Raw genomic sequence first — 26709 nt, 5'->3', positions numbered from 1 at the left:
AGGCGAGCCACTGATGGACTTCACCTTCAACGAACAGCAACAGACAATCGCCAAGCTCGCCGGGCAGTTGTTCGAGCAACGAGCGACTCCGGAAAGGCTCACCGAACTCGAGTCGGGCGGAAATCGTCACGACCCTGCTTTGTGGAGCGACCTGGCCAAAGCCGATCTGCTCGGTGTCGGGCTCACAGAATCGGTCGGCGGCAGCGGTGGCGGTTTCCTCGAATTGGGTGTGCTCCTGGCCGCAGTGGGTGGAAACGTAGCGCCGGTGCCGGTCTACGCCACGCTGTTGCTCGGCGCGGACACCATCGCCCGGCACGGCACCGAAGCGCAACAGCAGGAATATCTGCCTGCGGTGGTCGAGGGGACGTACCTGCTCAGCGCGGCTCTCGCCGAACCTCGCCGGTCCGATCCGACCGCCCCCGCTACCACTGCGCGGCGGGACGGTGATGGTTGGCGGCTGGACGGCGCGAAGGAGCTGGTACCTGCCGCCACAGTGGCCGACGCCGTGATCGTGCCGGCCCGCACCGACGAGGGCGCAGCGCTGTTCATCGTGGACACCGCGGCCGATGGTGTGGAGCTAACCCCTGTGCGAACGACGAACGGCGAACCTCATGCCGATCTGTCGTTCCACGGAGTGCGGCTCGGACCGTCCGATCGTCTCGGCAGCGAAGATTCCGGTACCGCGCTCATCGCGGACCTCCACACTCGCGCGATGGCCGGCTTGTGCGCGATACAACTCGGCGTCGCCGAACGTGCGCTGACCATGGCCGCAGCCTATACCGGCGGCCGAGTCCAGTTCGGCCGTCCCATCGGAACATTTCAAGCCGTGCAGCAACGGATGGCCGATGCGTTCATAGACGTCGAAGCAATGCGATGGACCACCTGGCACGCGGCGTGGCTGATCGACAACGGAAGGCCGGCGAACCGCGAAGCGCACATCGCGAAATTCTGGGCGGCCGAAGCCGGCGCGCGCGTTACGGCAACGGCACAGCAGGTCCACGGCGGAATGGGCATCGATATCACCTACCCGCTCTCGCGGTACTTCCTGTGGGCCAAGCACAACGAACTGACACTGGGCTCTTCGACCGCGCATCTGGCCTACCTCGGTGGCACCTTTACGGAAGGAAACCAATGACCGCCACAGTCGTGCGTACCACCACCCTCGGTTACGACGAAATCGACGTCGACGACGCACTCCCGCGGCTCGAGATCCCCGTCACGACCACGCTGATAGTCGCGGGCGCCATCGCGTCCCGCGACTATATGCCGGTTCATCACGATCGCGACTTCGCCAATTCACAGGGCTCCAAGGACATTTTCCTGAACATCCTGACCACCAACGGTCTCTGTGTGAAATTCCTGCACGATTGGGTGGGACCGGATGCGTTGATCACGAAACTGTCCATCCGCCTGGGGGTTCCGGCCTATCCCAATGACCCGCTCGTCTTCGAGGGCCGGGTCACCCGAAAGACGATCGAGAACGAGGCATGCCTCGTCGAAGTGACGTTCACCGGGCGTAACAGTCTGGGCGACCACGCGAAGGGCACTGCGACGATCAGCGTGCCGAAAGGGGCCGGGAAATGAGCGGCGGACTGGCCGGCCGAGCTGCCATCGCGGGAATCGGCCAGACCGAATTCTCCAAGGAGTCCGGTCGCAGCGAGATGCAACTCGCCTGTGAAGCCGTGCGTGATGCGCTCGCGGACGCGGGTCTGCGCCCCGGCGACGTGGACGGGATGGTGACGTTCTCGGTCGATGAAAATGAGGAGATCGAGGTCGCTCGCAACCTCGGGATCGGTGATTTGTCCTTCTTCACGCGTGTTCCGCATGGAGGGGGCGCGGCGGCAGGGACCGTACTGCAGGCCGCCATGGCCGTTGCCACCGGGGTGGCCGAAGTCGTCGTGTGCTACCGGGCGTTCAACGAGCGTTCCGGGTTCCGTTTCGGGGGCGCCAACCGCCAGTCCGCCACAACGCCGCTCTGGCTGGCCCCCTATGCTCCGTTCGGTCTGATGACACCGGCGGGCTGGGTGGCGTTGCACGCGCAGCGGTACATGTCGACATATGGTGTCACCAACGAGGATTTCGGCAAGGTTTCGGTTATCGACCGCAAACATGCCGCGAAGAATCCGGATGCCTGGTTCTATCAGCGGCCCATAACGCTCGCGGAGCATCAGCAGTCGCGCTGGATCATCGAACCGGTTCTCCGGCTGCTGGATTGCTGCCAGGAGAGCGACGGTGGTGTCGCTCTGGTCGTGACCAGCGCCGAGCGGGCGCGTGATCTGGCGAAACCGCCGGCAGTCATCAGTGCGGCGGCGCAGGGAGCCGCCCATGACGGCGAGGTCATGACCAGCTACTACCGCGACAGCATCACCGGATTACCCGAGATGAGCGTGGTTGGGGAGCGGCTCTGGCGTGACTCTGGCCTGAAACCGGCGGATATCCAGACAGCGTTTCTCTACGACCACTTCACGCCGTTCGTCTTCGTTCAGCTCGAAGAACTCGGGTTCTGCGGCCGCGGCGAAGCCAAGGACTTCGTCTCGGTTGACGAACTGTCGATCGGGGGTTCATTTCCGATCAACACCAACGGCGGTCTGCTGGGCGAGGCATACATCCACGGAATGAACGGCATCACCGAAGGAGTCCGCCAGATTCGCGGTACCTCGCACAATCAGGTCGACGATGTCGAGCATGTGCTCGTGACGTCCGGTACCGGGGTGCCGACCAGCGGCTTGATCCTCGGGCCGGCGGGCTGATCGGTGACCGGTCGTAACCGTGGCTTATCGTCATGAACATGGCGAAGTCTAGCTCGCGCCGGTCCGAAATGACCCACGCGGAATCGGAGGACACCCGTGCGACCATTATCTCGGCAGCGTACTGGTGTTTCCGGAATCAAGGTCTGCGCAAGGCCACTGTCGTCGATATCGCGCGCGCGGCAGACGTTTCGCGTAGTACGTTCTACGAGTATTTCAGCGATAAGGCTGCACTGGTGGAAGCGTGCGCCGAGGCGGCGTCTCAGCGTTTCTATCGAAATATGGCCAAAGCTATTTCCAGCGAGGAAACGCTGGTGGAGAAACTCGCCGGTGCAGCAGTCTTCGTAACTCGTGCACGCCGGATCGTCGAGACGGAACTGTATTTCGATGATGCAGAAGTCGGTCTATTGCTGACCAAGAACGGAGCCCTGCTGCTGCAGGAATGCGCCGAATTCCTTGCGCCGCATCTCATTGCGGCGCGGCTCACCGGTGAGGTTCGTAAAGATCTCGACATAATGGGCGCGGCGGAGTGGTTCTCGCGGATCCTGTTCTCCCTGTTCTCCACGCCGTCGCCGCTGCTGGATATGAACGACGACGAGGCGGTGGCAGGTTTCGTTCGCGCACACGCCGTGTCCGGTTTTATCGAAGCCGGGCCACAACGGCAGCGGCGCGCGAAAGATACCTGATATCAAAGGACCGAAAGATGGTTGCAACCATACTTCCCGATGCTCTTTCACATACCGGTTTCCGGACGCAGCGGTGCCATTCGCGGCCATTGCAGTTGTATGTGTTCGGGTGCGATGTCGATGCGACGGTCACCGCTGCCGGCGGACTGATCTTCGACCAGGCCGCAAGTGGGTGGCAGGTTCGCGGCTTCCTGGCGTCCTGCCCGGATGATCGTGCATTCCGGGTGCTCGGTGCTGATATCGCTCCACTCGGCAATGCCTTCGGGTTCGGGTTCGGCGGGTTTCGCCCCGATGTCGTGGTCGCCGACACCAGCGTTTTTCAGGATGATGAAGGAATCCGCAAACAGGTCGCTGCTTGTGCCGAACAGAGGGGTTCGCAGATCCTGCTCTGGGGCGGGTACTGGGACAACGATCTCGAGAGCAGACTCGAACCGGTCGAATACCGTCTCAGCCGGGCAGCCCAAGCATTCAAGAAAAACGCACTCCGCGTCGGCGGTAAGCCGGATATCCCCAGTACCGAGACTTTCCGGCGGGCCGAGCGATTCGACATTGCCTCCGCCCTCGCTCGGATCTGAGGCTCTCGATTCCCGAGTCCGCTGCCTGCCGATCCGGTAGTCGGTCGGGTTGCTCGGCCGGAAGCAGTGGTAGCCCGCGCGTCGTGAGAACGCGGGCTACCACTGTTCAACGGCCGGTTGTTCAGGAGCTGACGGCGCGTACCGGTACATTCGACCAGCCTGAAACGTTCGACATCGCCACCCGTCGCGATCCGGCACGGTCCACCTCGTACTCGGGGAGGAGATCGAGGAGAACATCCAGCGCGATCCGGCTCTCCATCCGTGCCAGTGCCGCGCCCAGGCAACTGTGTATGCCGTACCCGAACGCCAGGTTGAACCCGGTTCTCTGTTCACGGTCGATATCGAGGCGGTCCGGATCGGTGAATACCCGCTCATCGCGGGTGGCCGACGCGGTCAGCAGCAGTACCGCACTTCCTTCGGGGATCGTTGTACCGTGCAGAGTGACATCCCGCGTGGTCGACCGGACTTGGTACTGTGACGGTGCCGCGTACCGGAGCAATTCCTCGACCGCGGCGGGTATTCTGCTCCGATCGGCGCGAAGTTTCTGCCATTCGGCCGGGTGGTCGGCGAAGGCCACCATGGCACTGCCGATCAATTTCGTGACCGTCTCGGCGCCGGCGCCGCCCAATAGTGAAGCGAACCCGGTGATATCCACATCGTTCAGCTTTTCGAGTTGACCGTCGCGTTCGATCTCGGTTTCGATCAACCTGCTTATCATATCGTCGGCCGGATGGGCCCGCCGGTTCTGGACGAGCTGGTAATAGTACAGACCGGTCGCAATTGAAGCTTCATATCCGGCCTCGGTGATGTGGATCTGGCCGGGCTCGCGTTCCAGGAGAAGATCGAGCCAGAGCCGGATCTGCTGCCGGTCTCCCGGTGGCACACCCAGCATTGCCGTGATTATCTCGACCGGGAACAGTGCCGAGAATTCCGCGACGACGTCGAAGCCGGACGGATCCAGCGTGTCGGCGACGGCGCGGATTTTCTCGGCCACCATCTGCTCGAGAGCTCCGATCGCCCGCGGGGTGAACACTTTACTGACCAATCGGCGCATTCTGTCGTGCTCCGGTGGATCCATCGAGATGATCACCTTTGGCACCGGAATGGACTGGTCCGGAGCCTTGATCATATCCAGGGTCGCACCCTTGGCCGAGGAATAGGTTGCGTAGTCCTTCGTCGCCGGCGCGACATCCTCGAAGCGTGAGAGTGCCCAGAAGTCCCATTTGCTGCTGTAATAGACGGGCGCTTCGTCGCGGAGCTGCCGATAGGTGTCCCACGCCCCATTGAAAAAACCCTCCGAAAAGGGGTCGAATTCCAGGGAGTGCGTCGTATGCGTCATAGGATCGCTCCGGTGGACTTATAATGCTCGATCTTGTCCCAGTCCATCCCCGTGGCGAGGAGAATTTCCTCGGTGTGCTGGCCGTGTTCGGGTGCTCCGGTTGGTACCACGTGCTGCTGGTCGAACTGCACCGGGTTGACCGGCAGCGCATATGGTACGCCCGTCGTGGTCGTGGTACGCGCAATATAACCGTTCGCGGTCACGGCCGGATCCACACATACCTCGCCCGCCGTCTGCACCACACCCCACGCGCCTGACAGATCCGACAAGATGGTGCGCCACTCGGAGAGAGTATGTTGTGCGAATGCCTTATCCAGCAACGCAATGAGCGCACTACGGTTGTCGAATCGCGCTACGGGATCCGCGAACAGAGGATTGTCGACCAGTTCGGGCAATCCGACCACGCGCATTGCTTCGGCGAAAAACTTATCGAGCTGGAGCATCATCAGTGTGACGTACCGACCGTCTTTGGTGCGATAATTGCCGACCAATGGATTGGGCGCATCGGCGTGGCCGTACCGGGGTACGGCGCTGCCACCGTGGATCTGGCTCGTAGCGATATCCGGACCGAGGTTCCATGCGGCCAGGCCGAGTAGGGACACGTCCACCACCGATCCTGTACCGGTGGCGAGCCGCTTGTACAAGGCAGCGGCGATACCGCCGGCGATCGCCATTCCGCCGAGCAGATCCCCGAATGCCGGGCGGGACCGCACCAACTCGTCGTGTTCCTCGGTGAGCGCCACCGCGATACCGCCACGTGACCAGTAGGAGACACCGTCGTAGCCGGGCTTGTCCGCGTCCGGGCCGATGGGACCGTGACCCGAGCCTCGTACGTAGACGATATTCGAATTGGCGTTCCGGATGTCCTCGACATCGATACCCATCCGTTTACGGCGCTCCGGAAGATAACTGGTCAGGAAGACGTCGCATGTTTTCGCCAAATCGTAGACCACCTGCTGTCCGCCCTCGGTCAGCAGGTCGATCCCGATCGATTTCTTGCCGCGATTGGGAATCTCGATCATGTAGTTGACCGAGCCGCCCTCGTCGACGATTCCGGACGTGACAAGACCCCGTTGCGGATCTCCGCCGACCCGGGGCTCTACCTTGATGACCTCGGCGCCCCATTCCGCGAGGACGGCGCCGGCCGAGGGAACGAATGTCCACGCCGCGACTTCGAGAACGCGAACCCCGCTCAACACTTTATCGGTGCTAATGGTGGTCTCCCTTCCGAGGCTGCATCCCCACACGGGAGGGAGCAGACGTGTGCATATCGTTCACGCTGAGACACCTATGCCCAGCACGTTCATCGCGTTACCACCCATGATCTTGGCCTTGTCCGCCTCGGGGACGCCGGCGAGCCGATCGACGAAACTGAGCGGATCGCCGATGCCCTCCGGATGCGGGAAGTCCGATCCGAACAGCACGTGGTCGACCCCCATGATGTCGATGATTCCCGGAACGTTGTCCTCCAGGAACGGGTGGATGTAGACGTTGCGCTTGAATACCTCGACGGGATCCTCGTCGAATTCCTTGGGCATGATCTTGTATGCGGTAGCCAGGGTGTCCAGCAGACCGCGGACCCAGCCACTGCCGTTTTCGACACAGATGATCTTCAGGTCGGGGAATCTACTCAATGCGCCATGGCAGACCAGGGCACCGAGGGTGTCCTCGATCGCGCGGTGGCCCATCACCACCTCGCGAAGCGCACTGGCTTTGAACGACAGATATTCGTCGCCGCCTTCCCACTCCTGCAGATGTTTCTGGTAACCGCTGTCCGACGCGTGCAGGGTGACCGGGATGCCCGCATCCACGACGGCCTGCCAGAACGGGTCGAATTCGGGCAGGCCGAGGGAACGTGAACCGCCGGTCAGACTAGGCACCGGAGCCGGGCGCACGAGGAATGTGCGCATCTTGCGCTCCAGGCACCAGTGCAGCTCTTCGATTGCCTTGTCCACCACCGGCAGTGTGATCACCGGTGTGGCGAAGATTCGTCCCTCGTAGTCGAAGCTCCAGTGCTCGTACATCCACTCGTTGAGTGCGTGCATCACCGCGTGCGTGAGTATCACGTCGTCGGTGCTGCGCTCCTCGACCAGACTCGCGAGAGTGGGGTACATGACGCACATGTCGATGCCCAACTCGTCCATCAGTTCCATCCGTGGCGCCGGTGACTGGTATGCCGGAATGACTTCCATTGCGTCGCCGATGAATTCACGGAACGACAGGCCCTGCGGATTGTTTCCGAGGAAATAGTCCTCGGCGCTGCCCGGGCGAGCGACACGCTCGAATGTCGGGTTGGGGATCATATGGCTGATGCGGTCCTTGACGACCAGTCGCGGCCGGCCTTCGACGAGGGCCAGGGCGACCTTGCCCCGGTACTGGGCGGGCAGGAACTTGGTCAACGCATCGGGCGTCTCATACATGTGGTTGTCGATGTCGAAGACGGGGTAGGGAAGCGAGCGAGATGGCATCGAGTGGTCCTCCTTGTGGATACGACCGTTTACGATCAGTGAGAATCGACATTATCACGAACGGCGGTGCCGCATCCATACCATGAGCGGGTAGGCGGCGGCCTTCCGGCCGGGTCGGGCGCTACATTTCGGACCAGGCTCGGACAACGGCGTCAGTGGAGGTCACGGTGGCCAGCAGCGACAGGGTGTTGTCGATGACCGTCTCGCAATAGCTGCGCGGGTACCCGCTGACCGCGTCGCGAGGTAGGACGAACTGGTAGCCCGAGTTGACCGCATCCATGACGAAATTGGTGATGGCCACGTTGACCGAGACTCCGACGCCGATGATCGTCGTGATGCCGAGGTTACGCAGCACAGGGTCCAAGCTCGTTCCGGCCATCGGCCCCAGCCCGTGGATCCGGGTGAGAACGAGATCGTCAGGGGCAGGCCCGAATTCCGGTAAGAGTGTCGCCCCATCGCTACCGGGGCTCAGGTCGACGGAGAACGATCGCCCCGCGCCGAACAACCGTGCGTTCGTGTTCGATCCCCGGCCGTCCGGGCGGCGCTGAACCACGCAATGGATGACAGAGACTCCCGCGCTTCGCGCGGCGTCGAGCAGTTTGCCGATGTTCGGGATCGCTTCGCGGCGGGCTTCCTCGGCCAGGGCGGGAAGTCCGGAATGGGCTCCGATCACCCCACCTTGGCATTCTTGGGTGACGAGGGCTGTGGTGCCGGGGCGAATGAGGCTGTTGAGAGAGTGGGAGCTCATGGAAATCAACGTTATCCTGTACTGATAATTTATGTTCTCAATGGAGGTCGTCGAGTGGATATCTGGGAGATCGCCGCGCGGGAATGCGTGCGTCAGACCATGTCCGACTACACCGCTGCCACCGATCGATTCGATCTGCAGGCACTGGCCGCATGTTTCAGCGAGCACGGCACCCTGCGGTTCACCGGAAGTGAGCCGTTGGTCGGCCGGGACGCGATACAGGCGGGCTTGGGAGCGCAGTTGGGTCCGGGCGGTGACCGACCCGCGCCGAGCTATGTGCGTCATCATGTGTCGAGCGTGCGGTTCACCGAGGTCGGCGCCGACCAGGTGGGCGTCGGCAGCTGTTTCGTGGTCTACACCGACATCGGGGTAGACCACTGGGGCCGCTACCGTGACGTTCTGATCCCGGTCGCCGAGCGCTGGTTGTTCGAGTCACGCAGCATCAGGGTCGACGGATACGCTGCGAACAGTCTGATGCGCAACGCATCACATGACTGACTAGCTCACCCGTCCGACCGTGATGAAGCTGTGGGCGAACGACGCGGCGTTCTCGATGACCGCCCTGCGGGTGTCACCGGCGGCGGCAACGACCAGCCAGGTGACGCCCGCGGCGCCGAGCCGGGCGACGGTGGCGTGCCGCTCGTCGACCGATGTGTTGTCGTCCAGCAGATTTCCTGCGGAGAAGCAGATGTCAAGTGGCTTGGTTCGGCCTATCCGGTGTGCGTAATCACGTGCCCAGGCGATAGCGGCTTCCAGTTCGGCGAGGTTGTCGATCTCGGCGGTCCGTGATGCGGCCGCGTACCCGAAGGTATTGAACGGCGCCCATCCTTCGTGTCGCGACACGGCGCGGCGTACGGCGGACTTGCTGTTGCCTCCGATCCAGATGGGCGGGTGGCTGCCGCGCGGAGATATCGGGCGGAACCGGACACCTCTCGCGCTGAAAGTATCGCCCTCGTGCGCGACGTCGCTCCCGTCGAACAGCTTCGCCAGCACGTCCAGGGCTTCATCGAGTAGTCGGCTGCGGTTGTCGAAATCGACTCCGACCGCTCGGAATTCCGGCTTCAGATATCCCGCGCCGGTGCCGAGGATCACCCGGCCGCCGGACAACACATCCAGACTGTGTATCGACTTCGCGCCCAGAAACGGGTTGCGGTACGCGGCGACGTAGATATTGGTCAGCAGGTTCACCCTGGACGTCGCCGCCGCGGCGAAGGCCAGCGCGACGAACGGGTCGAGCGCGTGGTGCCCGCCGTGGTCGAGCCATCTGGAATCCGGCGCGGGATGATCGGTCACGTGGACGGCCCCATAGCCCAAAGCCTCCGCCTCCCGGGCGATTTCGGCAATGGCTTCGCCGGTGACGAATTCACCGGGAGCCTCGACGTGCTGAGTGGGCAGTTCCAACGAGAAGCGCATGGTCACGGCTGTCCTTTCGGAAGGTGGGGTGTCTGTCAGCAGTCGCCGATCAACCGGGCGAGCCGTTCGGCATGCCAATCGGGACTGCCCAACATCAGCTGGCCGGCCTTGGCGCGCCGAAAGTAGAGATGCGCGTCGTGTTCCCAGGTGAATCCGATGCCGCCGTGGGTGCGCATATTGTCGATCGCGCAGTGCAGGAATGCTTCGGAGGCAGCAAGTTTGGCTACCGAGGAAGCGATTCTCAGCTCATCGCGGTCTGCGGAATCGGCGGTCGCGACGGCGTAGCGCAGGGCCGATCGCGCCCCCTCCAGGCGCACGAGCATATCCGCGCATCGGTGTTTGACGGCCTGGAAGCTGCCGATAGGTCGGCCGAACTGGATGCGAGTCGAGGCGTAGGAGACCGCGGCGTCCAGACAGCGCTGGGCGCCGCCGACCTGCTCGGCACACAGCGCTACGGTGGCCAGGTCGGTGGCAGTCCGCAGAGCCGGCTCGGCATGGCCCTCGTCGCCGATGAGAGTGGCTGCGGCGCAGTCGAAGTCGATAGCGGAGATGCTGCGTGTGCGATCCAATCGGGCCAGCGGTCTGTGCCGGACCCCGGATGTGCCGGACCGGACGGCCGCCAAGCTGATGCCCGCATCGCCGCGTGCGGCGACCAGGAGGAGATCGGCGGTGTGGCCGTCGAGAACCATGGGGGCGGCGCCGTCCACGACGTAGCCGCCGCCGTGCCGCCGGATGCGCAAATCGATGGAGTTGGGGTCCCATGGCCCGAGGTGCCCGTTGATGATCACCGTGGCCGTCATCGATCCGTCGGCGAGCCCGGGCAGCAGCTCGGCCATAGCGGGACGATCCGCGCTCGCCGCCACGGTATGCGAGGCGAAGGCGACGGTCGAGAAGTACGGTGCGCACAGCAGTGCTGCGCCCATCTCTTCGAATACCACCGCCAATTCGGCCATACCCGCACCGGCTCCGCCGAATTCCTCGGGTATGGCGATGCTGGGGAGACCGAGTTCGGTCGAGATCCGACGCCACACCGCGGGGTCGTATCCCGGCACGGAATCCATCAGCGCCCGCACAGCGGTGGTAGAGCTGTATGCGCGAAGGAACTCCTGGACAGATTTACGCAGGTCCTGCTGATCGTCAGAGTCCACCGGTGGCCTCCAGGGCAGGGATGAGGGCATCCACGGCGGCACGCCAATCGCCGACCACACCGATGTCCGCGCTGTCGAATATCGGTGCCGATGGATCGGAGTTGACCGCCAGCACCGTCTGCGCGCGCCGCACGCCGACGCTGTGGTTGAACTTCCCGCTGATCCCCAATGCGATATACAGGCGGGGAGCGATGGACCGGCCGGTGATGCCGATCTGGCGGGCGCGGGGCAACTCACCTCTGTCGGTGACTTTCCGAGTCGCGGCGAGTTCGGCGCCGAGGATCTTTTGGAGCGGGACAAGCCGCTCGTGATCCTGCGCGCTGACCCCGGCGCCGATTCCGATGACGGTCAGCGCCTCTTCGAGGATATCCAGGTCGTCGTCTCGGTACCTGTCGATGATCTCGATGCCACCCATACTGGTCAGGGCATGGTGAGTCAGTTCGGCGGTGTATCGCCTCGGCGCGGCGAGCGGCAAGGCGCCCGCGCGAACCGTGGCCATCTGCAGATCCGAGGTCGAGATGACGGCGGCGACAAGCTGTCCGCCGAAGGCGGGCTTCCAGGCGACCAGCCGGCCATCGTGAAGTTCGAGGTCCACGCTGTCACCGACGAGGCCCGCTGCCAGCCGGGCCGCAACCCGGCCGGCGATTTCACGTCCCCAGGCGGTGCTGGGGATGAGCATGATCTGTGGCGTGTCGTGCTGGGCCCAGGTCGCGATACCACGCGCGAGATCTTCCTCGATAGTGGACCCGGTGAAACCGATGGCTTTGTCGGCGCCCCAGGCGCCGAGCGATTCGGCACTAGGCAGGCCGGGGCCCAACGCGACGACGTGTCCGCCGATCTGGTTGGCTATTTTCGCTGCGGCGCAGAGCAATTCGCGAGCGACCCGGGGCCGGTCCGGTTCCAGCACCACAGCGATCGGTGCCCCGGAGGCCGATCCAGGTTGCCGAGCAGGCACGGCTTCGGTGAGCGCGGGGGGGTTATCCGATCGCAGCGCGCCGCGAGCGATCAATCGTGTGATCGCCTCGGCCACCTGATCTTGAATAGGGCCGGACAGGATGTGTTTCGTCCGTCGTGCCGAGTGCACGCGAGTCGGGCCGACCCGGGTGGGGCTGCCCGCCTGCCCCCATGGGCCTTGTCCCAATTCGGCCGCCGTCACCGTGCGGATCAACTCGCCCGCCACCGCGGCTCGGCCCTCCGGCACGACTTTGCACGGCGCGATCAACCGCTCGGCGGCCGAAACCACCGCGGGTAGTGTGACTGTGGCCCGGACCGAGCCGTCGTCATGTTCACATCGCACCGAGATGGTCGAAGTGTCCGGGGCATATGAAAACTCGCGCACCGCGGTGGCGAAGGGCAATCGGAGCAGTTCGGCGATCTGCGGCCCGACCTGGCCGGTGTCGGCGTCCAAAGACGCACGCCCGATGAGTACCAGATCGAAGGGTCCCTCTCGGCGGAGTACAGCGGCGAGCGCGTTCGCTGTCGCGAGCGTGTCCGATCCGGCGAACCGCGGATCGCAGGCGTGCACTCCGGTCATACGCACGTCGTGCATGTGCGCCCAGGCGATCGACTCGCGCAGGACCTCCTCGGCGTTCGGCGGTCCCAGCGTGAGGACGACGCATTCGCCGCCGTATTCGGCGACGAGTTCGACCGCTTTCGCCACGGCTCGGCGGCAGTAGGCATTCAGTTCCGTGGTAAGTCCTTCGCGGCGGAGCCTGCCGTTGCTGTCCAGCCGCATCTCCTGGACAGCGGGAATCTGTTTGACAAGTATGGCGATTCGCAGACTCACGGTCATGCCTCTCCGGGAAGCGTTGTGGCAGTGATCGTGTGTGACTCGGCGATCCGGGCGGTGAGCAGGTCGGCCAGAGCCGGGCGTTTGAGTTTTCCGGTGTCGGTGAAGGGCAGGTGCTGTTTGCCCGTGATCCAGATGTGCTTGGGCACTTTGTATGCCGACAATTCACTCTTGACCCGGGTCCGCAGGGTTTCGGCGTCGAGGCCGGCGCCGGCCTGTGGGACGACCGCCGCGGCGACCACCTCGCCGTGTCGTGGATCCCGGGCGCCGACGACGTATGCCTCCAGCACCCCGGGGCACCCGGTGAGTGCGGCCTCGACATCGGCCGGGGTGACGTTCACGCCGCCACCGGTTTTGATCATGTCGCCGAGCCGGCCGGTGTAGGTGATCCACCCGTCGGCATCGGCGAATCCGGCGTCGCCGGTGCGGTAGAAGCCGTCGGCGGTGAAGACCTCTTCGCGCTCTCGCTTGTGGAATCCTTGCATCAGGGCGTAGCCGCGGACCCAGATCTCGCCGGTGGCTCCCGTGGGCACCGGTTCTCCGGTGTCCGGTGCGACGATTCGGTGCGTCAGACCCGGCAGCGACGGCCCGTAGGCGCCGCGCCGATGTTCGGGCTGGGCGACGTAGGGATCCTCGCCCAGGTGCACGCCGGCCAATTCGGTCATTCCCAAGCACAACGCACCGGTCGCCGGGGGCCGGCGTGGCGCATCGACGGTCGCGGGCATGCTGGTGCGGCGTACCGAACTCAGGTCTCTGGTGGCGAAACCGGGCTGTTCGGCCAATGTCTTGCCCTGTTGCGGCCAGCCCAGTGTGGTTGTCGCCCGGTGTTTTTCGATCAGTTCGAGTGCCTCGGCAGCGTCGAAGACGGGCTGCGTGACCAGGGTTGCGCCGTGGTGGATGACGCCGTGGATCCCGCTCATCAGCCCGCCGATCCAGAAGAATGGCATTGCCGTGAACAGCACGTCATCGTGCTCCACCAGATAGATCGAGGTGAGCCGACGGCTGTGCCGCACCATGGTTCCGTGACTGTGCCGCGGCCCTTTTGGGTCACCGGTGCTGCCGGAGGTGTAGACGATGACGCAGTCGTCGGCGGGCGTCACGCATGCTTCGATGTCGGCCAGCAGGTCGATCTCCGAACAGTGTGGGGCTGCCGCGGCGGCGGTGCGGTCCTCGACGACCGTGGTGGCCCATTGTCGTCCGGTCTCACCCCATATCGCGATCGTCCGCAGATACGGTGCGCACGGCAGGCGAAGACGGCCCGGCGTTTTCTGCTCGGCCAGGCCCGCGAACGCCTCCTCCAGCCGATCGGGGAAGTCGTTTGTCCGCAACCGCGGCACGGTCAGGATGGCGCGCAGGTCGGCATGCCGTGCGGTCCATGCCAGTTCTTTCGGCTTGTAGAACGTGTTGAGCGGCACCGCGACCGCGCCGATGCGCGTGGTCGCGAACCAGGCGATCGCCCAGTCGACGCTGTTGGGCATCAATATGCCCACATGGTCCCGTTTCCCGATCCCCTCGGCGATGAGTGTGCGGGCGAGCCGGGCCGAGCGCCGTTCCAGGTCGGCGTAGGTGAGCGAGCAGCTCTCGGCGATGAGGTAGACGCGGTCGCCGAAACGATCCGCGACGGTGGCGAGTAGCTGTGGGATGGTGGGTGCGGCGTTCGGAAACGCCGGGGCAGCAGATGTGGAATCAGTTGTCATATAGTCCGTCCCGGGGTATGGCATTCGCCGTCAGTTCTCGCTTGAGGACCTTCCCGGCTTCGGTGCGGGGGATCTCATCGACGAAGACGATCCGAGCCGGCACGCGGTAGGGCGTCAGGCGTTCGCGGCACCAGGCAATCAGCCCCTCGGCCGATACGCCGTCGTCGGATCGGACCACGAAAGCCCACGGAACCTCGCCGAGCCGGGCGTCGGGCACTCCTGCCACCGCGGCCTCGCGAACTCCGGCGGCGGCCAGCAGGACATCTTCGACCTGGCCGGGAAATACCTTCAGTCCGCCACGGTTGATCATGTCGGACACGCGGCCATCCAGCCACAAGAATCCGTCTTCGTCGAACCAGCCCAGGTCGCCGGTGTGAAACCAGCCGTCTTCAGTGAGTCGCTCGAGGAACGCCGGATCGATCTCGCGTGCCGCGGTGGTGGGCGTGCGGACCAGCACCTCGTCATCGCGGATCGTCACATCGATGCCGGGCAGCGCACGGCCGACCGAACCCAGTTTGGCCACGCCGAACTCCCGGGCGTCGGCGGCCGACCAGCCGACCACTTCGCCGCCGAGCTCGGTCTGGCCGTAGGAATTGAGCACCAGGGCACCGAAGGTCTCCTGGAAGCGGCGAGCATGCACTGGCGACAGCGGCGCGGTGATACTGCGGACGATTCGCAGCGGTGTCAGGTCGCGGACCTTCTCCTCCTGCAGGATCATCGTGAGAGCCGCGGGCGGCAGCACGGTCGAACGCAGTCGGTGCCTGGCCACCAAGGCGGCGAAATCCGTGGGAGTGAACCGGTCCATCAAGATGACGCCCGCGCCCGCCCGGAAGGCGAACAATACTTGATATATGCCGGCCCACAGCGAAAGTGACAGGGGAACCAGATTCGGCATGGGTGCGCGGCCGGGTGCGGGGGAGGAGGACCCCCGCAGCTTGGCCAGCAGCCGATCGATCAGGTCGAGTACGGTGGCATGCCGCAGCGGAACAGGTTTGGGCGGTCCCGTTGTCCCCGAGGTGAATTGGAGCAGCGCCACATCGCTGCCGAAGCTGCCGCGGTCCGGTGCGGAGCCGACCGCGCCTACCGACCAATCGAGGTTCGGCGCTGTGGTGATGAGGTGTAGGCCTCGGCCGAGGCCCTGTCCGAAGCGACCGGACAACTCCAGAGTGGTGATCACCGCGACAGGGCGCAATGCGTCGAGTTGGCCGGCGAGTTCGGCGTCGGCGGCGCGCGGGTTGAGCGGCGTGTAGACGCACCCCGCCGACCAGGTGCCGAAGAGCGCGGCCACCGTGGCGGGGGCATTGGGAAGCATGGCGGCGACCGTCTGCCCCGGGACGACATCGAGCGTGGTCAGCACACCGCTGAGGCGATCGACGCTGGCGCGCAGTTCGTCCAGGGTGACCTCGTCGTCAATGGTGTGTACGACGATTTCCGGGAGCGTTCCGAGTAGATCTGCTAGCGACATGAATCACCCTCCAGCGCCTGCCAATTGGGTGTTCGCTTGGCCGCGAACGCCGCCGGGCCCTCGTTCTGGTCGGGGTGGCCCCACATCGACGTCAGATGTGTCGCGCCGGCTTTGCATGCGTCGGTGAGGCCCAATTCCAGTGCGCCCCACAACGCTCGTTTGGTCGCCCGCATGGCTGCGGGGGAGTTCCGGGCGATCTTCTCGGCCAACTCCTGGGCCGCGTCGTGCAACGCGTCTGGAGGGTCGACGATCTGACTGATCATCCCCAGTTCGTAGGCACGCTGCGCGGTCATCCGCTCATGGCTGCCGACCAGGGCCATGCGCAATATCGCCTCCGCGGGCACCTTGCGCATGAGTGCGATCGTCTCCAGCGCACTGACCTGGCCGAGGCTGACGTGCGGGTCGACGAATGTCGCGTCCGACGCCGCGATGACGATGTCGGCGTCCGCGATCCAGTGCAGGCCGCCCCCGGCGCAGACGCCGTTCACCGCCGTGATGATCGGCTTACCGACGTTCATATGCCAGCCTGTGAGCCCCAGGTCCAGAGTCCGCATGGTGTCGCTGAACTGATCGACCTCTTCGCCTTCCAGGTCGCTCACCTCGGCGCCGGTCTGGAATGCCCGTCCGGTTCCGGTGTGCACGATCACCCGCACGTCGGGGTCGGAGTCGAGTTCTGTCCAGGCCCTGCGGAACTCCTGACGCATGAGCGAGTCGTATGCGTTGAGGCGTTCGGGCCGATTGTTGATGATCCATCCGATCGCACCCCGTCGTTCCACGATCAGGCGCTGATATTCGTCATTCGGACGGGCCGATGTCATGGGGCCTCCATGTGGAGTGTGACCGGTCGGAGGACTCGAGGCCTCGCGCCGTGCTCGGGACACACCGACTTCCAGGCTGTACCAGAGAGCTTTTTTGGTTTCGCGCAGCGCGCTCGGGCTGTTGGCGGCGATCGCCGTGGCGAGGCGTCGCGCCGATTCCCGCAGCGCGTCGGGCGCGACGACCTCGCTCAGGATCCCGAGCTGGTACGCACGCTGAGCCGGAATTCGTTCCCCCTTGCCGCACAATGCCATTCGGGTGATGGCCTCCATCGGGGACTTGCGGATCAGGGTGATCGCCTCGTATGCCACGGCCTGGCCGACCGAGACGTGCGGGTCGACGAAGGTGGCCGATTCGGCGGCGATGACGATATCGGCGTCGGCGACCAGGTGCAGACCACCGCCCGCGCACACGCCGTTCACGGCGGCGACGACCGGTTTGCTCACCCCGCAATGCCATGCGGAGATCCGCAATTCGGCGTCGCGGGTGCGTCGCGAGTGCCGCCGCATCGCGTCTTTATCTCGGGCGACCTGGACGACGTCCATACCGGTGCAGAAGGCATTGCCGTTGGCGGTGTTCACGATCACCGTGACCTCGGGATCGGTGTCGAGTTCGGCCCACGCGGTTTCCAGCTCGTCGAGCATCGCGGCGTCGAATGCGTTTCCCGCGCCCGGCCGGTCGAGAATCAGCCAGCCGATGCCGTCACCTTTTTCGATCACCAATCGGCGATAGCGGGTCATGATCGCGGTATGTCCTTCCACGGCTTGCCCTTCCAGGGGTCGGGCTCACGGGGCAGGCGCAGGACCCGCTCACCGAGGATGTTCTTGTTGATATCGGTGGTGCCGCCCTCGGTTCCGTTGGCGAGGCTGCGCAGCATGCCGTAGACCTCGCGCGGCATCGCATCGGGATCCTCGGCGGGGTCCCAGGCCAGTGCGCGGGTGCCGGTGAGATCGACCATCAGGTCGTGGATCTGCTGATTGAGCGCCGCCTGGTGGATCTTGCCGATCGAGGCCGCCGGGCCGGGTGGCCGGCCGGACGACATGTCTTGCTGGACACGGGCATTCGTCCAGCCGCGGATCTGCTGTTCGACCCACAGCCGCATCACCTTCTGGCGTACCCCCGGGTCGTGCCACCGGCCGTTGCGCTTGGCTACCTCGATCAACCGGGCGGTGCTGTTGCCTTCGACGCGGACCAGTCCACTCGGCGCCGTCCCGGCGACCATCTGCCGTTCACTGGCCAGGGTCGACCTACTGACATTCCAGCCGTCCTCGAGGTCGCCGACACGGTGGGAATCGGGCACCCTGGCGTGATCGAGGAATACCTCGTTGAATTCCGATTCGCCGGTGATCTGCCGCAGCGGTCGCACCGTCACACCGGATTGACGCATGTCCAGGATGAAATAGGTGATGCCCCGGTGCTTGGCCGCGCCGGGGTCGGTGCGGGCCAGCAGTATCGCGAATTCGGCCACATTCGCCCATGTGGTCCAGACCTTCTGGCCACTTACGATCCAGTCGTCACCGTCGCGCACCGCGCGGGTGGCCAGCGAGGCCAGATCCGAACCTGCGCCGGGCTCACTGAACAGTTGGCACCATTTCTCCTCGTTGCGCACGATCGGGGGGAGAAATCGCCGGCGCTGCTCCTCGGTGCCGTGCGCGAAAAGTGCTGCCGCAGCGTTGTTCAGCCCGATCGGATTGAGCCGGTTGAGCCGCAGTGGCGCCAGCACCGCGGCAATGGCGCGCGCGACGTCGGGCCCCACACCCAGCCCGCCGTATTCCGGCGCCCAGGCCGGCTCGACGAGACCGGAGTGCGCGAAAGCCGGATACCAGCGTTGATACTCCTGCGCGCTGCGGACCGCGCGCAGCGCCGACGCACCCTCGCGTGCGGCGATTCGCCACTGTTCGGGCACTGCCGCCTCGACCCATGAGTTCACCGCGGCGACCGCATCGTCGACGCTGGTATCCGGCGTGATGCCGATGTGGTGGTTCATCGGCCCTCGAACCGCGCTTCCCGCTTGTCGTTGAACGCCGTCAGACCTTCCCGGAAGTCCTCGCTGCGGCTGGACAATTCCAGCGCTAGAGCCTCGTTCTGCAGATGACGTTCCAGATCCAGTCCATTGCCGGTGTGCAGCAGCCACTTCGTCAATCCCACGGCGACGGTCGGCGCCTGTGCGAGCGAGGTGACCAGTTCCTCGGCCGTGGCGGTCAACCGATCGGTGGGTGCGGCGGCGTGGATGATGCCCCACTCGGCGGCGGTGGCGCCGCTGATCTCCTCGCCGAGCATGAGTAGCCGGCGGGTCTTCGCCAATCCGATGAGCCGGGGCAGCAGCCACGCGGCTCCGCTGTCCGGGGTGAAACCGCGCGCCATGAACGGCTCCCAGAATCGGGCGTCCTCGGCGGCCACGCAGAAGTCGGCCGCCAATGCGATATGGAATCCGAGGCCGGCCGCCCAGCCGCGGACGACCGCGACGATGGGAACCTGGGTCTGCGTCATCAGCGGCACGAGCCGGTTCGCCTTGTTCGGCAACCTGCGCTGGATAGTGCCCACGCGCGGCTTGCGCTCACCGCGGGCATTCCTGGCGATCAGATCCGCGCCCGCGCAGAAATCCGGGCCCTGCGCGTCGATGCAGATCACCCGCACCGATTCGTCGGTGCCCGCGTCGCTCAGGTGGCCGATCAGGGCGTCGAGCATGACGTCGTCGATGGCGTTGCGGCGATCGGCTCGATCGAGCGTCAGCCTCAACACCGCGCCGTCGTGATCGCTACGAAGGCCTGGGACGCAAGAATTTGTCGGCATGGTCGCGACCTATCTCCGGGCGAATTCCGCTGTGACGGCGTCGAGCAATTCGGTCAGGTTGGTGGCGCCCCCCGGTGGTTCGGGCAGTCGCACGGGGCCGTACGCCCGGCTGGGGAGCAGGATGGTGGCATGTCCCGGCGCGGTGACCTCGCCCCGGCTGTTGGTGGCAGCCAGATCGATATCGACCGCCGGACGGCGGCCTTCGGCCAAATATTTGCGGGTCACGGTTCCGGTGATGGTGTGCAGGTCGCCGACGTAGTTGAACAATCGGAACTCGCAATCCAGCTTCCAGAGCCAGGCGTCGTCGCCCATCCAGTCGGTGCACAGATGGATCAACCAGGTTTCTCGCATGCGCCCGTAGTCGAATGTAGTGGGATTACCGGTCTTTCGGGCAGCGTCCGGTTCCCAGTGCACGCGCTGCTGGACATCCGGTACGCCCTGGTCGTTGCGGCTGTAGAAGCGCGGAATGCGCTGCCTGTTCTCCCAGGCCAAGCGCAGTGGGCGCACGCCGTACATGCCGGTGCCCATGCCGACGTGCCAGCAGACGATATCGGTGATCGTCAGCGGGCCTTTGGTCAGCGGGACCAGCGTGTCGCCCTCGGCCACCTCCTCCCACCACCGCTGTTGTGCGCCGCGGCGCTGCTCGCGCGCGTATCGCTCACCGATCTCGGCGATCTCGTCGTCGGTCCAGCTGGTGGGCTCCACGGTGTCGTACTTCTTCCGGGCGCGCGCCTTGCTGCGTTCGGTGCGAATCATGTTGCGGTACTGTGCGCCCAGGATCGTGCCGTCCTCGTCCGCGAACAGTTGTGCGGACCACTCGTGGACAGCACGGCCGGCGAAGTCGCTGGACTTGTCGAGCGCGGCGACCAGCGCGTTGCGCCGCGACACCCGCCGGTTCGGCCGTAGCGGCGCCCACCACTCCCGCGCCGAAGAGGCATAGAACGCATGCACCCCGCGCAACGGGTCGCCTTTGGTCAGCGCACGCTCGTCCGGGGTCAGCTCGGTCACCTCGTCGTCGCCGACCAGGGTGTCCCCACCGACGAGCGCGGGCGGTGCGATCGGACTCTGCCATCGGGTGTGAGAGCAGTAGTCCGAATCCCACCACAGCGGGTTGTCGTCGCCGTAACTCTCGGCGACGTGCCGGAATGCGTCCTCACCGGGGCGCGCGTAGTGCGGCGGCCGGGTATGGGGAACCGCGATGCCGATGGTCGCCCGCAATCGCGCGAGCGCCGCGTCAGTGATCAGGCCCGTTTCCGCCATGCAGGGTCTCCTTGTCATGACCGAACAGCGGGAACCGTATGGTTCGCCGAAGCTTCGGCCGTGCGGAAATTACTATACTCCAAAAACGTAAATGCATATTTTCATTACGGTGTCGCCGTCGTGCTGCTGCTCAGGTGTTCCGGGGTCCGCCTCGGATGACGAAGGTGGAGCTGTCGTCGATGAGGTCGATCTGCCCGGCCACCGATTCCGGGGTCAGTTGACGGTCCTCGACTCCCTCGGTCACGCCGATGAACACTCGGGATACCCGGCCGCCTCCGACCGAATAAATGTGTGCCGTGCGATCGCACACGCTGTGCGCCAAGTAGATGACGGCCGGTGTGACCAGTTCGGGGTCGAGGTCCTTGCCCGCCTCGCCCATGATGGTCTCGGTCATGCGGGTGCGCGCGATGGGCGCGATCGCGTTGACGGCGATTCCGTTGCGGGCGCCTTCGATGGCCAGGACATGCATCATGCCGACCAGGCCCATCTTCGCGGCGCCGTAGTTGGCCTGGCCGAAATTCCCGAAAAGGCCAGTGCCCGAGGTGGTTTGGACGATTCTGCCGTAGTTCTGCCGGCGCATGATCGGCCATACGGCGCCGGTGACGTGGAAGGCGCCCGCCAAGTGCACCGCGATCACCGCGTCGACCTGTTCGGCGGTCATGTTCTTGAAGGTGGCGTCGCGCAGGATGCCCGCGTTGTTGACCAGGATGTCGACCTGACCGAAGGCGTCCATTGCGGTGGCGGCGATCGCGGCGCCACCGGTCGGCGTGGCAACCGAATCGGTACAGGCGACCGCGGTGCCGCCGGCCGCTGTGATCTCCTCGACGACGGCGTCTGCCGCCGATCCCGAGGACCCCGTGCCGTCGACCGCGCTGCCGAGATCGTTGACGACCACCCGTGCGCCGCGGCGTGCCAGTTCCAGTGCGTGGCACCGGCCCAACCCATTTCCGGCGCCGGTGACGATGGCGACCTGCCCGTCGAAAGTCAGCGTTTCCATGAGTGAGAGGGTACATTTACATACTAGAGAACGTCCATTTTCGTGGAGGATTCATGCCGGGTGACAGTCAGATGCTGCGGCGAGCCGAGCGTCGAGCGCAACAACTTCGCCCGCGGTACCGCTCGCTGGGTCTGTGGTCGGGCGATCCGGTCGATGTGGTGCGGGACGCGGGACGGATTTGCCCGGACGCGGTCGCTGTGGTTGATCGATCCGGCCCGGTGAGCTACCGAGACCTCGATTCCGCGGTGGACCGGGCGTGCCTGGTCCTGTACGGACACGGGGTAGGTGCCGGTGCCGTGGTGCTGGTGGTCGTCGGCAACGACATCGCCTCGGTGGTGGCTGTGCACGCCGTTTCACGTTCGGGCGCGATCGTTCTCGTGGTACCGCGCAGCGCGGGATGGGCCCATATCGCCGACATCGTCGCACGATCGGGGGCATCGGTCGGCATCGCGCCGCGGCGCGCGGAATCCGCCGGACCTTCAGCCGTCCCCGATTTCGAGTGGATAGATGTCGGGGAACAGACGGACCCGCAACCCTGTCCGACCCCGACGCGTCCCTCGTGCCCGGCCGACGAACCATCCTTTGTGCTGTACACCTCGGGCACCACGTCGCGTCCGAAAGGGGTGATCCATTCGCTCAGCACGCTGATGAAGGCCTCGGCCAATTACATTCGCGCGGCGGGTCTGGACAGCCGGGACCGGATCTTCCTGATCAGCCCGCTGGCATCGGTCACCGGAGTACTTCAAGCGTTGTTCGTCGCGCCGATGCTGCGAATACCGGTGATTCTCGAGGATCGCTGGGATCCGTCGAGCACCTGCGAATTCTTGCTGTCCTCGGGCGCGACCTGGTACGGCGGGCCCGATCGCCTGCTGAACCGATTGCTCGACGAGGCTGTGGCTGCCGGACGCCCGGTGCCTTTGCGTGCGGTATTCCTCGGCGGAACGATGCTCGATCACGACATCGTGGCACGGATCGAGGACGAGTTCGGCATCGTGGTGATGCGAGCGTACGGCTCGTCGGAGGCGCCGGTGAGCGTGGCGGGCACACGCGGCGAACCTCGGAGCCTGCGGCACGCCGATGATGGTGCGGGATTGGCCCACGTCGATGTCCGCGTCGGCTCGTACGCCGATCCGACCGAGTGCTGTATCCGCGGCCCGCACGTCTTTCTCGGCTACACCGATGAGGAGGACGACCGGGCTGCATTCGACGGTGAATGGTTCCGGACCGGCGATGTCATCGACCACACCGGCGGTCGGGTGCGGGTCGTCGGACGGCTGCGCGACATCGTCATCCGCAACGGGCTCAAGATTCCGATCGGCGAGGTGGACGAGGCGATCAGACGCATCACCGGTGTGCTGGACTGCGCGGCCTACTCGGTTCCGGACCCGGTGACCGGCGAGCGGCTGGCGGCCGCGGTCGTCATCGAGCCGGGAGTAACGCTCTCCCTCGGCATGGTGGCCGGCATGCTGCTCGCGGCGGGCCTGCCCAAGTACAAGCTGCCCGAGGAACTGGTCTTGTGGAACGAGCCTTTGCCGATGAACGCCAACGGCAAGGTCGAGCGAGCCAAGCTCGACGCAGGGGCCGCAGGCAGGCCGCGCGATCTCGCCGAGCGGCTATCAGCGGAGCCGTGAGCGATGGCAACGCACCAGCTGCAAGAACGCGCATTGAGCATTTATGGAAATATGCGTTCTCATTCGGTTACAGTGGGCATGTGCAGGATTCTTTGCGAGCGGCACTTCGGTCCGACGGTCAGATACTGTGCCTCGCGCTCACACACTCGCGGACGCCCGACGTTCCGGCTATCGCGGCGGCATGCGGGTACGACGCGGTCTATGTCGATCTCGAACACACCACCGTCGCGCTCGAGACGGCCGCCATGCTGTGCGCCGCGGCTGTCGGCGCGGGGATCTTCGCGCTGGTCCGGGTGCCCTCGCAGGAGCCCAGTCTCATCACCCGGATACTCGACGCCGGCGCAGCCGGAGTGATTGTGCCCCATGTAGATTCGGCCGAGGAAGCGCGCGCGGTGGTGCTGGCCTCTCGATTTCCGCCGGTAGGTCAGCGCTCGGTGGCCGGTCCGAACCCGGTCAGCGGATATCAGCCGAGAACCCCCGCCGAATTGATCACGGTGATCGAAGAACGCACTGCCGTCGTGGTGATGGTCGAGACGCCCGCGGCGGTCGCCGCGGCGGACGTGATCGCCGGTGTGCAGGGCCTGGACATGATCGTGGTCGGTCCGCACGACCTGACCGCGGCCATGGGCATCTATGGGCAGTTCGAGAACGATGCTTTTCGCGCTGCTGTGCGAACGGTCGCCGACGCCTGCCAGGCCCACGGCGTCGCATTCGGCATCGCCGGGATCAAATCGCTGGACCACCTGCGATGGCTGACCGATATGGGGCTCCGATTCATCTCGGCCGGAACCGATATCGGCATGCTCACCGAGGCGGCCACGGCGAGGGCCAAGGACCTGCGCGGCCTGTCGCACCGGAGGGCGCCCGAGGAACCTACCCACGAGGACACGTCGAAGGAGAACTAATGCCCACCGCCATCTACGCTCACCCGGTCGACGACACCATGGCCTGGACCGGCGCCGACGTGACGGACAAGGAGGACTTCGTCTTCCAGCTGTCGCCGCGCAATATAGTGGCGCTGGAATCGATCCTGAGCAAGACCCGTGGCAAGGAACGCGACGACATCGTCGCCGAGGATTGCCGCCATCCGGACCTCGACGATGACCTCGCCAGGCTCTACCACGAGATCATGTTCGGCCGCGGTCTGGCGGTCGTGCGCGGATTTCCGGTAGAGGAGCACTCGATCGAGGATCTCGAGCGAATCTACTGGGCGTTCTGCTATCACCTCGGTTACCCGGTTTCGAACAACTCCTTCGGCCACCGGTTGGTCCGGGTGCAGGAGGAGGTGCTTCCCGATGGCGTCCAACCCGCGCGTGGAACGAAGTCACGAGCGGAGTTGGCCATGCACAACGACGCGGCCGACATTCTCGCGCTGCTGTGCGTGTACCCGGCGTTTCAGGGTGGCGAAAGTCAGTTCGCGAGCGGCCCCGCCGCCCATAACACCATTCTCGCCCGGCGGCCGGATCTCCTCGATGTGCTCTATCAGGGGTTCCCGCACCACCGACGCAGCGAGCAGCCCGATGATCAGCCCGATGTCACTCCCTACGATGTCCCGGTATTTTCGCAGGTCGACGGACGAATCTGCCTGAATTTCACCTACAGTTCGATTTTGCCCGCGATGAAGACGCTCGGGCGTGAGTTCACTGCCGAGCAGCAGGAAGCGATCGATCTGCTCCGGCAGGTGCTGGTGGAACAGCAGGTCGAGTTCCGCCTCGAATCCGGTGAGGCGGTGGTCGCGAATAATTTCGCGATGTGTCACTCCAGGTCCGACTTCGTCAGTAGTAATGATCCGAAGAAGGCCCGCTGCTTCCTCAGGGCGTGGATGGAGGTACCGCGGACGGACCGGCGGCTGCCGCTCGGACGCGAATACTTCCATATGGAGAACAAAGATCTGCGGCTGGGGTACGACCCCGTCGCGGGGCGCGACGGCTCCATCGCTCGGAACGATTACGCCAATGTCAGCCCCGAGCTGGCCGAGATGTTCCGGGCCGCGCAGGCCAAACCGAAAGCGGGCGGAAAATGAGCCGATCCGCGCGGCCGCGTCTGGTGGTCGAGCGCTGGACTCACCCCGTGGCCGCCGAGATCCTCGACGCCAATGAGATCGAGCTGATTCCACTCGATCTCACGGTTGGCGCCGAAAGCAATTGGGCGGCAATGGAGTCCGCGCAGGGTTACCAGGCGGCCACGCGAACCGATCTCTCCCGGGCTGCCGATGGCCGGCAATTTCTGGCCAACGCCGAGCTGGTCGCCCGGTGCGGGCAATTGCTGGCGATCTGCTCCGCGGGGGCGGGATACGACGTGATCGATGTCGAGGCGTGTACACGCGCGGGCATCGTGGTGTGCAACAACTCGGGGCCCGGCGCTGAGGCGGTCGCTGAGCATGCCCTCGGGTTCATGTTGGATCTGGCCAAGAAGATCACTCTGGCCGATCGCGTTCTGCGGCGCGGCGATCTCGGCGACCGAACCGCTCTGCGAGGTAGTCAGCTGAGCGGCAAGACAGTCGGCGTGATCGGGATGGGCGCGATCGGCCGCCGCCTGATCGAGTTGTGCGTTCCCTTCGGCATGGAGGTGCTGGTTTTCGACCCGTATGTCGATGCAGAGTCGGTACGAACGCACGGCGGCGCACCGGTATCTCTCGCCGAATTGCTGGAGCGTGCCGATTTCGTTCAGGTCACCTGTCCGCTGACCGACGAAACACGTGGCCTGATAGGGCCTTCGGAGTTCGCGGCGATGAAATCGTCCGCCTTCTTCATCACCACCGCGCGCGGTCAGGTTCATGATGAGCGGGCACTCTACGACGCGCTGGCCGATGGCCGCATCGCGGGGGCAGGCCTCGACGTCTTCCACGAGGAACCGCCTCGGGCCGACAACCCGCTGCTGCGCCTCGACAACGTCGTCGCAACCCCTCATACGGCGGGCATCACCGTAGAGGCGGTCCGCGCCATCGCGGTTGCCACGGCTCGGCAGTGGAAAACGATCTTCGAGGGCGGCGTGCCGCCGCGGCTGCTGAATCCCGAGGTGTGGCCACGGTACCGCGAGCGCTTTGCCGAGACCTTCGGTTTTCATCCCATGACGTGGGATCACCTGTCCACCATCGCGGATTGAATCCTTCATTCCCCCTGTCCTCATGACAAAGG

24 protein-coding genes and 1 pseudogene are annotated in these 26709 nt (G+C 65.0%); 9 read left to right on the top strand and 16 right to left on the bottom strand.

Going from position 1 to position 26709, the window contains the following annotated elements:
* The first annotated feature begins 13 nt into the window (after window positions 1-13).
* The 4 genes from NV1_RS12010 (at window position 14) to NV1_RS11995 (ending at window position 3433) form a co-directional block, all read left to right on the top strand.
* Window positions 14-1135, top strand: a complete 1122-nt coding sequence (locus NV1_RS12010) for an acyl-CoA dehydrogenase family protein (protein WP_067889600.1) — start codon at window positions 14-16, stop codon at window positions 1133-1135.
* On the top strand, window positions 1132-1584 hold the full coding sequence (locus tag NV1_RS12005) for a MaoC family dehydratase (protein WP_067889596.1): 453 nt from the start codon (window positions 1132-1134) through the stop codon (window positions 1582-1584). The genes NV1_RS12010 and NV1_RS12005 overlap by 4 nt, the downstream gene beginning before the upstream one ends.
* Window positions 1581-2750: a lipid-transfer protein gene (locus tag NV1_RS12000; protein WP_067889593.1), complete on the top strand. Its 1170-nt coding sequence runs from the start codon at window positions 1581-1583 to the stop codon at window positions 2748-2750. Before NV1_RS12005 ends, NV1_RS12000 begins: the two co-directional genes overlap by 4 nt.
* Before the next feature lie 68 nt (window positions 2751-2818).
* On the top strand, window positions 2819-3433 hold the full coding sequence (locus NV1_RS11995) for a TetR/AcrR family transcriptional regulator (RefSeq protein ID WP_067889591.1): 615 nt from the start codon (window positions 2819-2821) through the stop codon (window positions 3431-3433).
* 47 nt (window positions 3434-3480) lie between these two features.
* Here NV1_RS11995 and NV1_RS43420 read toward each other — a convergent pair whose 3' ends face one another.
* The 5 genes from NV1_RS43420 to NV1_RS11970 all read right to left on the bottom strand — a co-directional run bounded on the left by NV1_RS43420 (window position 3481) and on the right by NV1_RS11970 (window position 8563).
* A complete protein-coding gene (locus tag NV1_RS43420) occupies window positions 3481-3897 on the bottom strand; it encodes a hypothetical protein (RefSeq protein ID WP_157116825.1) in 417 nt (138 codons plus the stop codon).
* Window positions 3898-4129: 232 nt separating this feature from the next.
* The gene (locus NV1_RS11985; RefSeq protein ID WP_067889585.1) at window positions 4130-5347 is read right to left on the bottom strand and encodes a cytochrome P450; all 1218 of its coding nucleotides are present in this window, start codon (window positions 5345-5347) and stop codon (window positions 4130-4132) included.
* A complete protein-coding gene (locus NV1_RS11980) occupies window positions 5344-6546 on the bottom strand; it encodes a CaiB/BaiF CoA transferase family protein (protein WP_245713673.1) in 1203 nt (400 codons plus the stop codon). The genes NV1_RS11985 and NV1_RS11980 overlap by 4 nt, the downstream gene beginning before the upstream one ends.
* Window positions 6547-6621: 75 nt before the next feature.
* The gene (locus NV1_RS11975; RefSeq protein ID WP_067889582.1) at window positions 6622-7815 is read right to left on the bottom strand and encodes an amidohydrolase family protein; all 1194 of its coding nucleotides are present in this window, start codon (window positions 7813-7815) and stop codon (window positions 6622-6624) included.
* 121 nt (window positions 7816-7936) lie between these two features.
* Entirely contained in the window at window positions 7937-8563 is a 627-nt protein-coding gene (locus NV1_RS11970; RefSeq protein ID WP_067889579.1) for a cysteine hydrolase family protein, read from the bottom strand.
* A 54-nt stretch (window positions 8564-8617) separates the two neighbouring features.
* Between NV1_RS11970 and NV1_RS11965 the strand changes: the two genes are divergently transcribed.
* On the top strand, window positions 8618-9061 hold the full coding sequence (locus NV1_RS11965) for a nuclear transport factor 2 family protein (protein ID WP_067889576.1): 444 nt from the start codon (window positions 8618-8620) through the stop codon (window positions 9059-9061).
* Here NV1_RS11965 and NV1_RS11960 read toward each other — a convergent pair whose 3' ends face one another.
* The 11 genes and pseudogenes from NV1_RS11960 to NV1_RS11910 all read right to left on the bottom strand — a co-directional run bounded on the left by NV1_RS11960 (window position 9062) and on the right by NV1_RS11910 (window position 21941).
* Complete coding sequence (locus NV1_RS11960; RefSeq protein ID WP_067889573.1) at window positions 9062-9982, bottom strand: TIGR03619 family F420-dependent LLM class oxidoreductase; 921 nt, start codon at window positions 9980-9982, stop codon at window positions 9062-9064. It abuts the gene before it with no gap.
* Window positions 9983-10011: 29 nt separating this feature from the next.
* Window positions 10012-11124 carry an acyl-CoA dehydrogenase family protein gene (locus tag NV1_RS11955; protein ID WP_067889792.1) on the bottom strand — a complete coding sequence of 371 codons (1113 nt, stop codon included), beginning with the start codon at window positions 11122-11124 and terminating at the stop codon, window positions 10012-10014.
* A complete protein-coding gene (locus NV1_RS11950) occupies window positions 11114-12916 on the bottom strand; it encodes an FAD-binding protein (protein WP_067889570.1) in 1803 nt (600 codons plus the stop codon). Before NV1_RS11950 ends, NV1_RS11955 begins: the two co-directional genes overlap by 11 nt.
* On the bottom strand, window positions 12913-14610 hold the full coding sequence (locus NV1_RS11945) for a class I adenylate-forming enzyme family protein (protein ID WP_067889566.1): 1698 nt from the start codon (window positions 14608-14610) through the stop codon (window positions 12913-12915). The genes NV1_RS11950 and NV1_RS11945 overlap by 4 nt, the downstream gene beginning before the upstream one ends.
* On the bottom strand, window positions 14600-16075 hold the full coding sequence (locus tag NV1_RS11940) for a class I adenylate-forming enzyme family protein (protein WP_067889563.1): 1476 nt from the start codon (window positions 16073-16075) through the stop codon (window positions 14600-14602). Before NV1_RS11940 ends, NV1_RS11945 begins: the two co-directional genes overlap by 11 nt.
* On the bottom strand, window positions 16066-16893 hold the full coding sequence (locus NV1_RS11935) for an enoyl-CoA hydratase/isomerase family protein (RefSeq protein WP_067889789.1): 828 nt from the start codon (window positions 16891-16893) through the stop codon (window positions 16066-16068). Before NV1_RS11935 ends, NV1_RS11940 begins: the two co-directional genes overlap by 10 nt.
* A gap of 36 nt (window positions 16894-16929) precedes the next feature.
* A pseudogene (locus NV1_RS11930) lies at window positions 16930-17631 on the bottom strand (enoyl-CoA hydratase/isomerase family protein); the annotation flags it as partial.
* Entirely contained in the window at window positions 17628-18878 is a 1251-nt protein-coding gene (locus NV1_RS11925) for an acyl-CoA dehydrogenase family protein (protein WP_174557434.1), read from the bottom strand. The gene NV1_RS11925 and the pseudogene NV1_RS11930, both read right to left, overlap by 4 nt.
* Complete coding sequence (locus tag NV1_RS11920) at window positions 18875-19684, bottom strand: enoyl-CoA hydratase/isomerase family protein (protein ID WP_067889561.1); 810 nt, start codon at window positions 19682-19684, stop codon at window positions 18875-18877. Before NV1_RS11920 ends, NV1_RS11925 begins: the two co-directional genes overlap by 4 nt.
* A 9-nt stretch (window positions 19685-19693) precedes the next feature.
* Window positions 19694-20944 carry a hotdog family protein gene (locus tag NV1_RS11915; RefSeq protein WP_067889558.1) on the bottom strand — a complete coding sequence of 417 codons (1251 nt, stop codon included), beginning with the start codon at window positions 20942-20944 and terminating at the stop codon, window positions 19694-19696.
* Between the two features lie 130 nt (window positions 20945-21074).
* On the bottom strand, window positions 21075-21941 hold the full coding sequence (locus NV1_RS11910; RefSeq protein WP_067889555.1) for an SDR family NAD(P)-dependent oxidoreductase: 867 nt from the start codon (window positions 21939-21941) through the stop codon (window positions 21075-21077).
* Window positions 21942-21994: 53 nt separating this feature from the next.
* Here NV1_RS11910 and NV1_RS11905 point away from each other — a divergent pair, with 53 nt between their 5' ends.
* Genes NV1_RS11905 through NV1_RS11890 form a run of 4 tightly spaced genes read left to right on the top strand, consistent with a single transcriptional unit; the run spans window position 21995 to window position 26677 of the window.
* Entirely contained in the window at window positions 21995-23572 is a 1578-nt protein-coding gene (locus NV1_RS11905; RefSeq protein ID WP_067889552.1) for a class I adenylate-forming enzyme family protein, read from the top strand.
* Entirely contained in the window at window positions 23569-24477 is a 909-nt protein-coding gene (locus tag NV1_RS11900; RefSeq protein ID WP_373864605.1) for an HpcH/HpaI aldolase family protein, read from the top strand. The genes NV1_RS11905 and NV1_RS11900 overlap by 4 nt, the downstream gene beginning before the upstream one ends.
* Window positions 24477-25595, top strand: coding sequence for a TauD/TfdA family dioxygenase (locus NV1_RS11895; RefSeq protein WP_067889549.1), 1119 nt, complete (start codon window positions 24477-24479; stop codon window positions 25593-25595). The genes NV1_RS11900 and NV1_RS11895 overlap by 1 nt, the downstream gene beginning before the upstream one ends.
* Window positions 25592-26677: a hydroxyacid dehydrogenase gene (locus NV1_RS11890; protein WP_067889546.1), complete on the top strand. Its 1086-nt coding sequence runs from the start codon at window positions 25592-25594 to the stop codon at window positions 26675-26677. Before NV1_RS11895 ends, NV1_RS11890 begins: the two co-directional genes overlap by 4 nt.
* The last annotated feature ends 32 nt before the right edge of the window (window positions 26678-26709 follow it).

This window comes from Nocardia vaccinii NBRC 15922, from assembly GCF_001613305.1.
Classification (GTDB): Bacteria; Actinomycetota; Actinomycetes; order Mycobacteriales; family Mycobacteriaceae; genus Nocardia; species Nocardia vaccinii.
The sequence above is the reverse complement of the archived record's forward strand: the minus strand, read 5'-3'. Positions and strand labels throughout refer to the sequence as shown.

What these genes read in the sequence shown, in the direction of transcription:
- NV1_RS11915 (WP_067889558.1), bottom strand. Translation starts at nt 20,944, where the DNA reads ATGGCGGAAACGGGCCTGATCACTGACGCGGCGCTCGCGCGATTGCGG.
- NV1_RS12005 (WP_067889596.1), top strand. Translation starts at nt 1,132, where the DNA reads ATGACCGCCACAGTCGTGCGTACCACCACCCTCGGTTACGACGAAATC.
- NV1_RS11890 (WP_067889546.1), top strand. Translation starts at nt 25,592, where the DNA reads ATGAGCCGATCCGCGCGGCCGCGTCTGGTGGTCGAGCGCTGGACTCAC.
- NV1_RS11950 (WP_067889570.1), bottom strand. Translation starts at nt 12,916, where the DNA reads ATGACCGTGAGTCTGCGAATCGCCATACTTGTCAAACAGATTCCCGCT.
- NV1_RS11995 (WP_067889591.1), top strand. Translation starts at nt 2,819, where the DNA reads ATGACCCACGCGGAATCGGAGGACACCCGTGCGACCATTATCTCGGCA.
- NV1_RS11935 (WP_067889789.1), bottom strand. Translation starts at nt 16,893, where the DNA reads ATGACATCGGCCCGTCCGAATGACGAATATCAGCGCCTGATCGTGGAA.
- NV1_RS11940 (WP_067889563.1), bottom strand. Translation starts at nt 16,075, where the DNA reads ATGTCGCTAGCAGATCTACTCGGAACGCTCCCGGAAATCGTCGTACAC.
- NV1_RS11985 (WP_067889585.1), bottom strand. Translation starts at nt 5,347, where the DNA reads ATGACGCATACGACGCACTCCCTGGAATTCGACCCCTTTTCGGAGGGT.
- NV1_RS11970 (WP_067889579.1), bottom strand. Translation starts at nt 8,563, where the DNA reads ATGAGCTCCCACTCTCTCAACAGCCTCATTCGCCCCGGCACCACAGCC.
- NV1_RS11910 (WP_067889555.1), bottom strand. Translation starts at nt 21,941, where the DNA reads ATGGAAACGCTGACTTTCGACGGGCAGGTCGCCATCGTCACCGGCGCC.
- NV1_RS11920 (WP_067889561.1), bottom strand. Translation starts at nt 19,684, where the DNA reads ATGCCGACAAATTCTTGCGTCCCAGGCCTTCGTAGCGATCACGACGGC.
- NV1_RS11895 (WP_067889549.1), top strand. Translation starts at nt 24,477, where the DNA reads ATGCCCACCGCCATCTACGCTCACCCGGTCGACGACACCATGGCCTGG.
- NV1_RS12010 (WP_067889600.1), top strand. Translation starts at nt 14, where the DNA reads ATGGACTTCACCTTCAACGAACAGCAACAGACAATCGCCAAGCTCGCC.
- NV1_RS11945 (WP_067889566.1), bottom strand. Translation starts at nt 14,610, where the DNA reads ATGACAACTGATTCCACATCTGCTGCCCCGGCGTTTCCGAACGCCGCA.
- NV1_RS11975 (WP_067889582.1), bottom strand. Translation starts at nt 7,815, where the DNA reads ATGCCATCTCGCTCGCTTCCCTACCCCGTCTTCGACATCGACAACCAC.
- NV1_RS11925 (WP_174557434.1), bottom strand. Translation starts at nt 18,878, where the DNA reads ATGAACCACCACATCGGCATCACGCCGGATACCAGCGTCGACGATGCG.
- NV1_RS12000 (WP_067889593.1), top strand. Translation starts at nt 1,581, where the DNA reads ATGAGCGGCGGACTGGCCGGCCGAGCTGCCATCGCGGGAATCGGCCAG.
- NV1_RS11905 (WP_067889552.1), top strand. Translation starts at nt 21,995, where the DNA reads ATGCCGGGTGACAGTCAGATGCTGCGGCGAGCCGAGCGTCGAGCGCAA.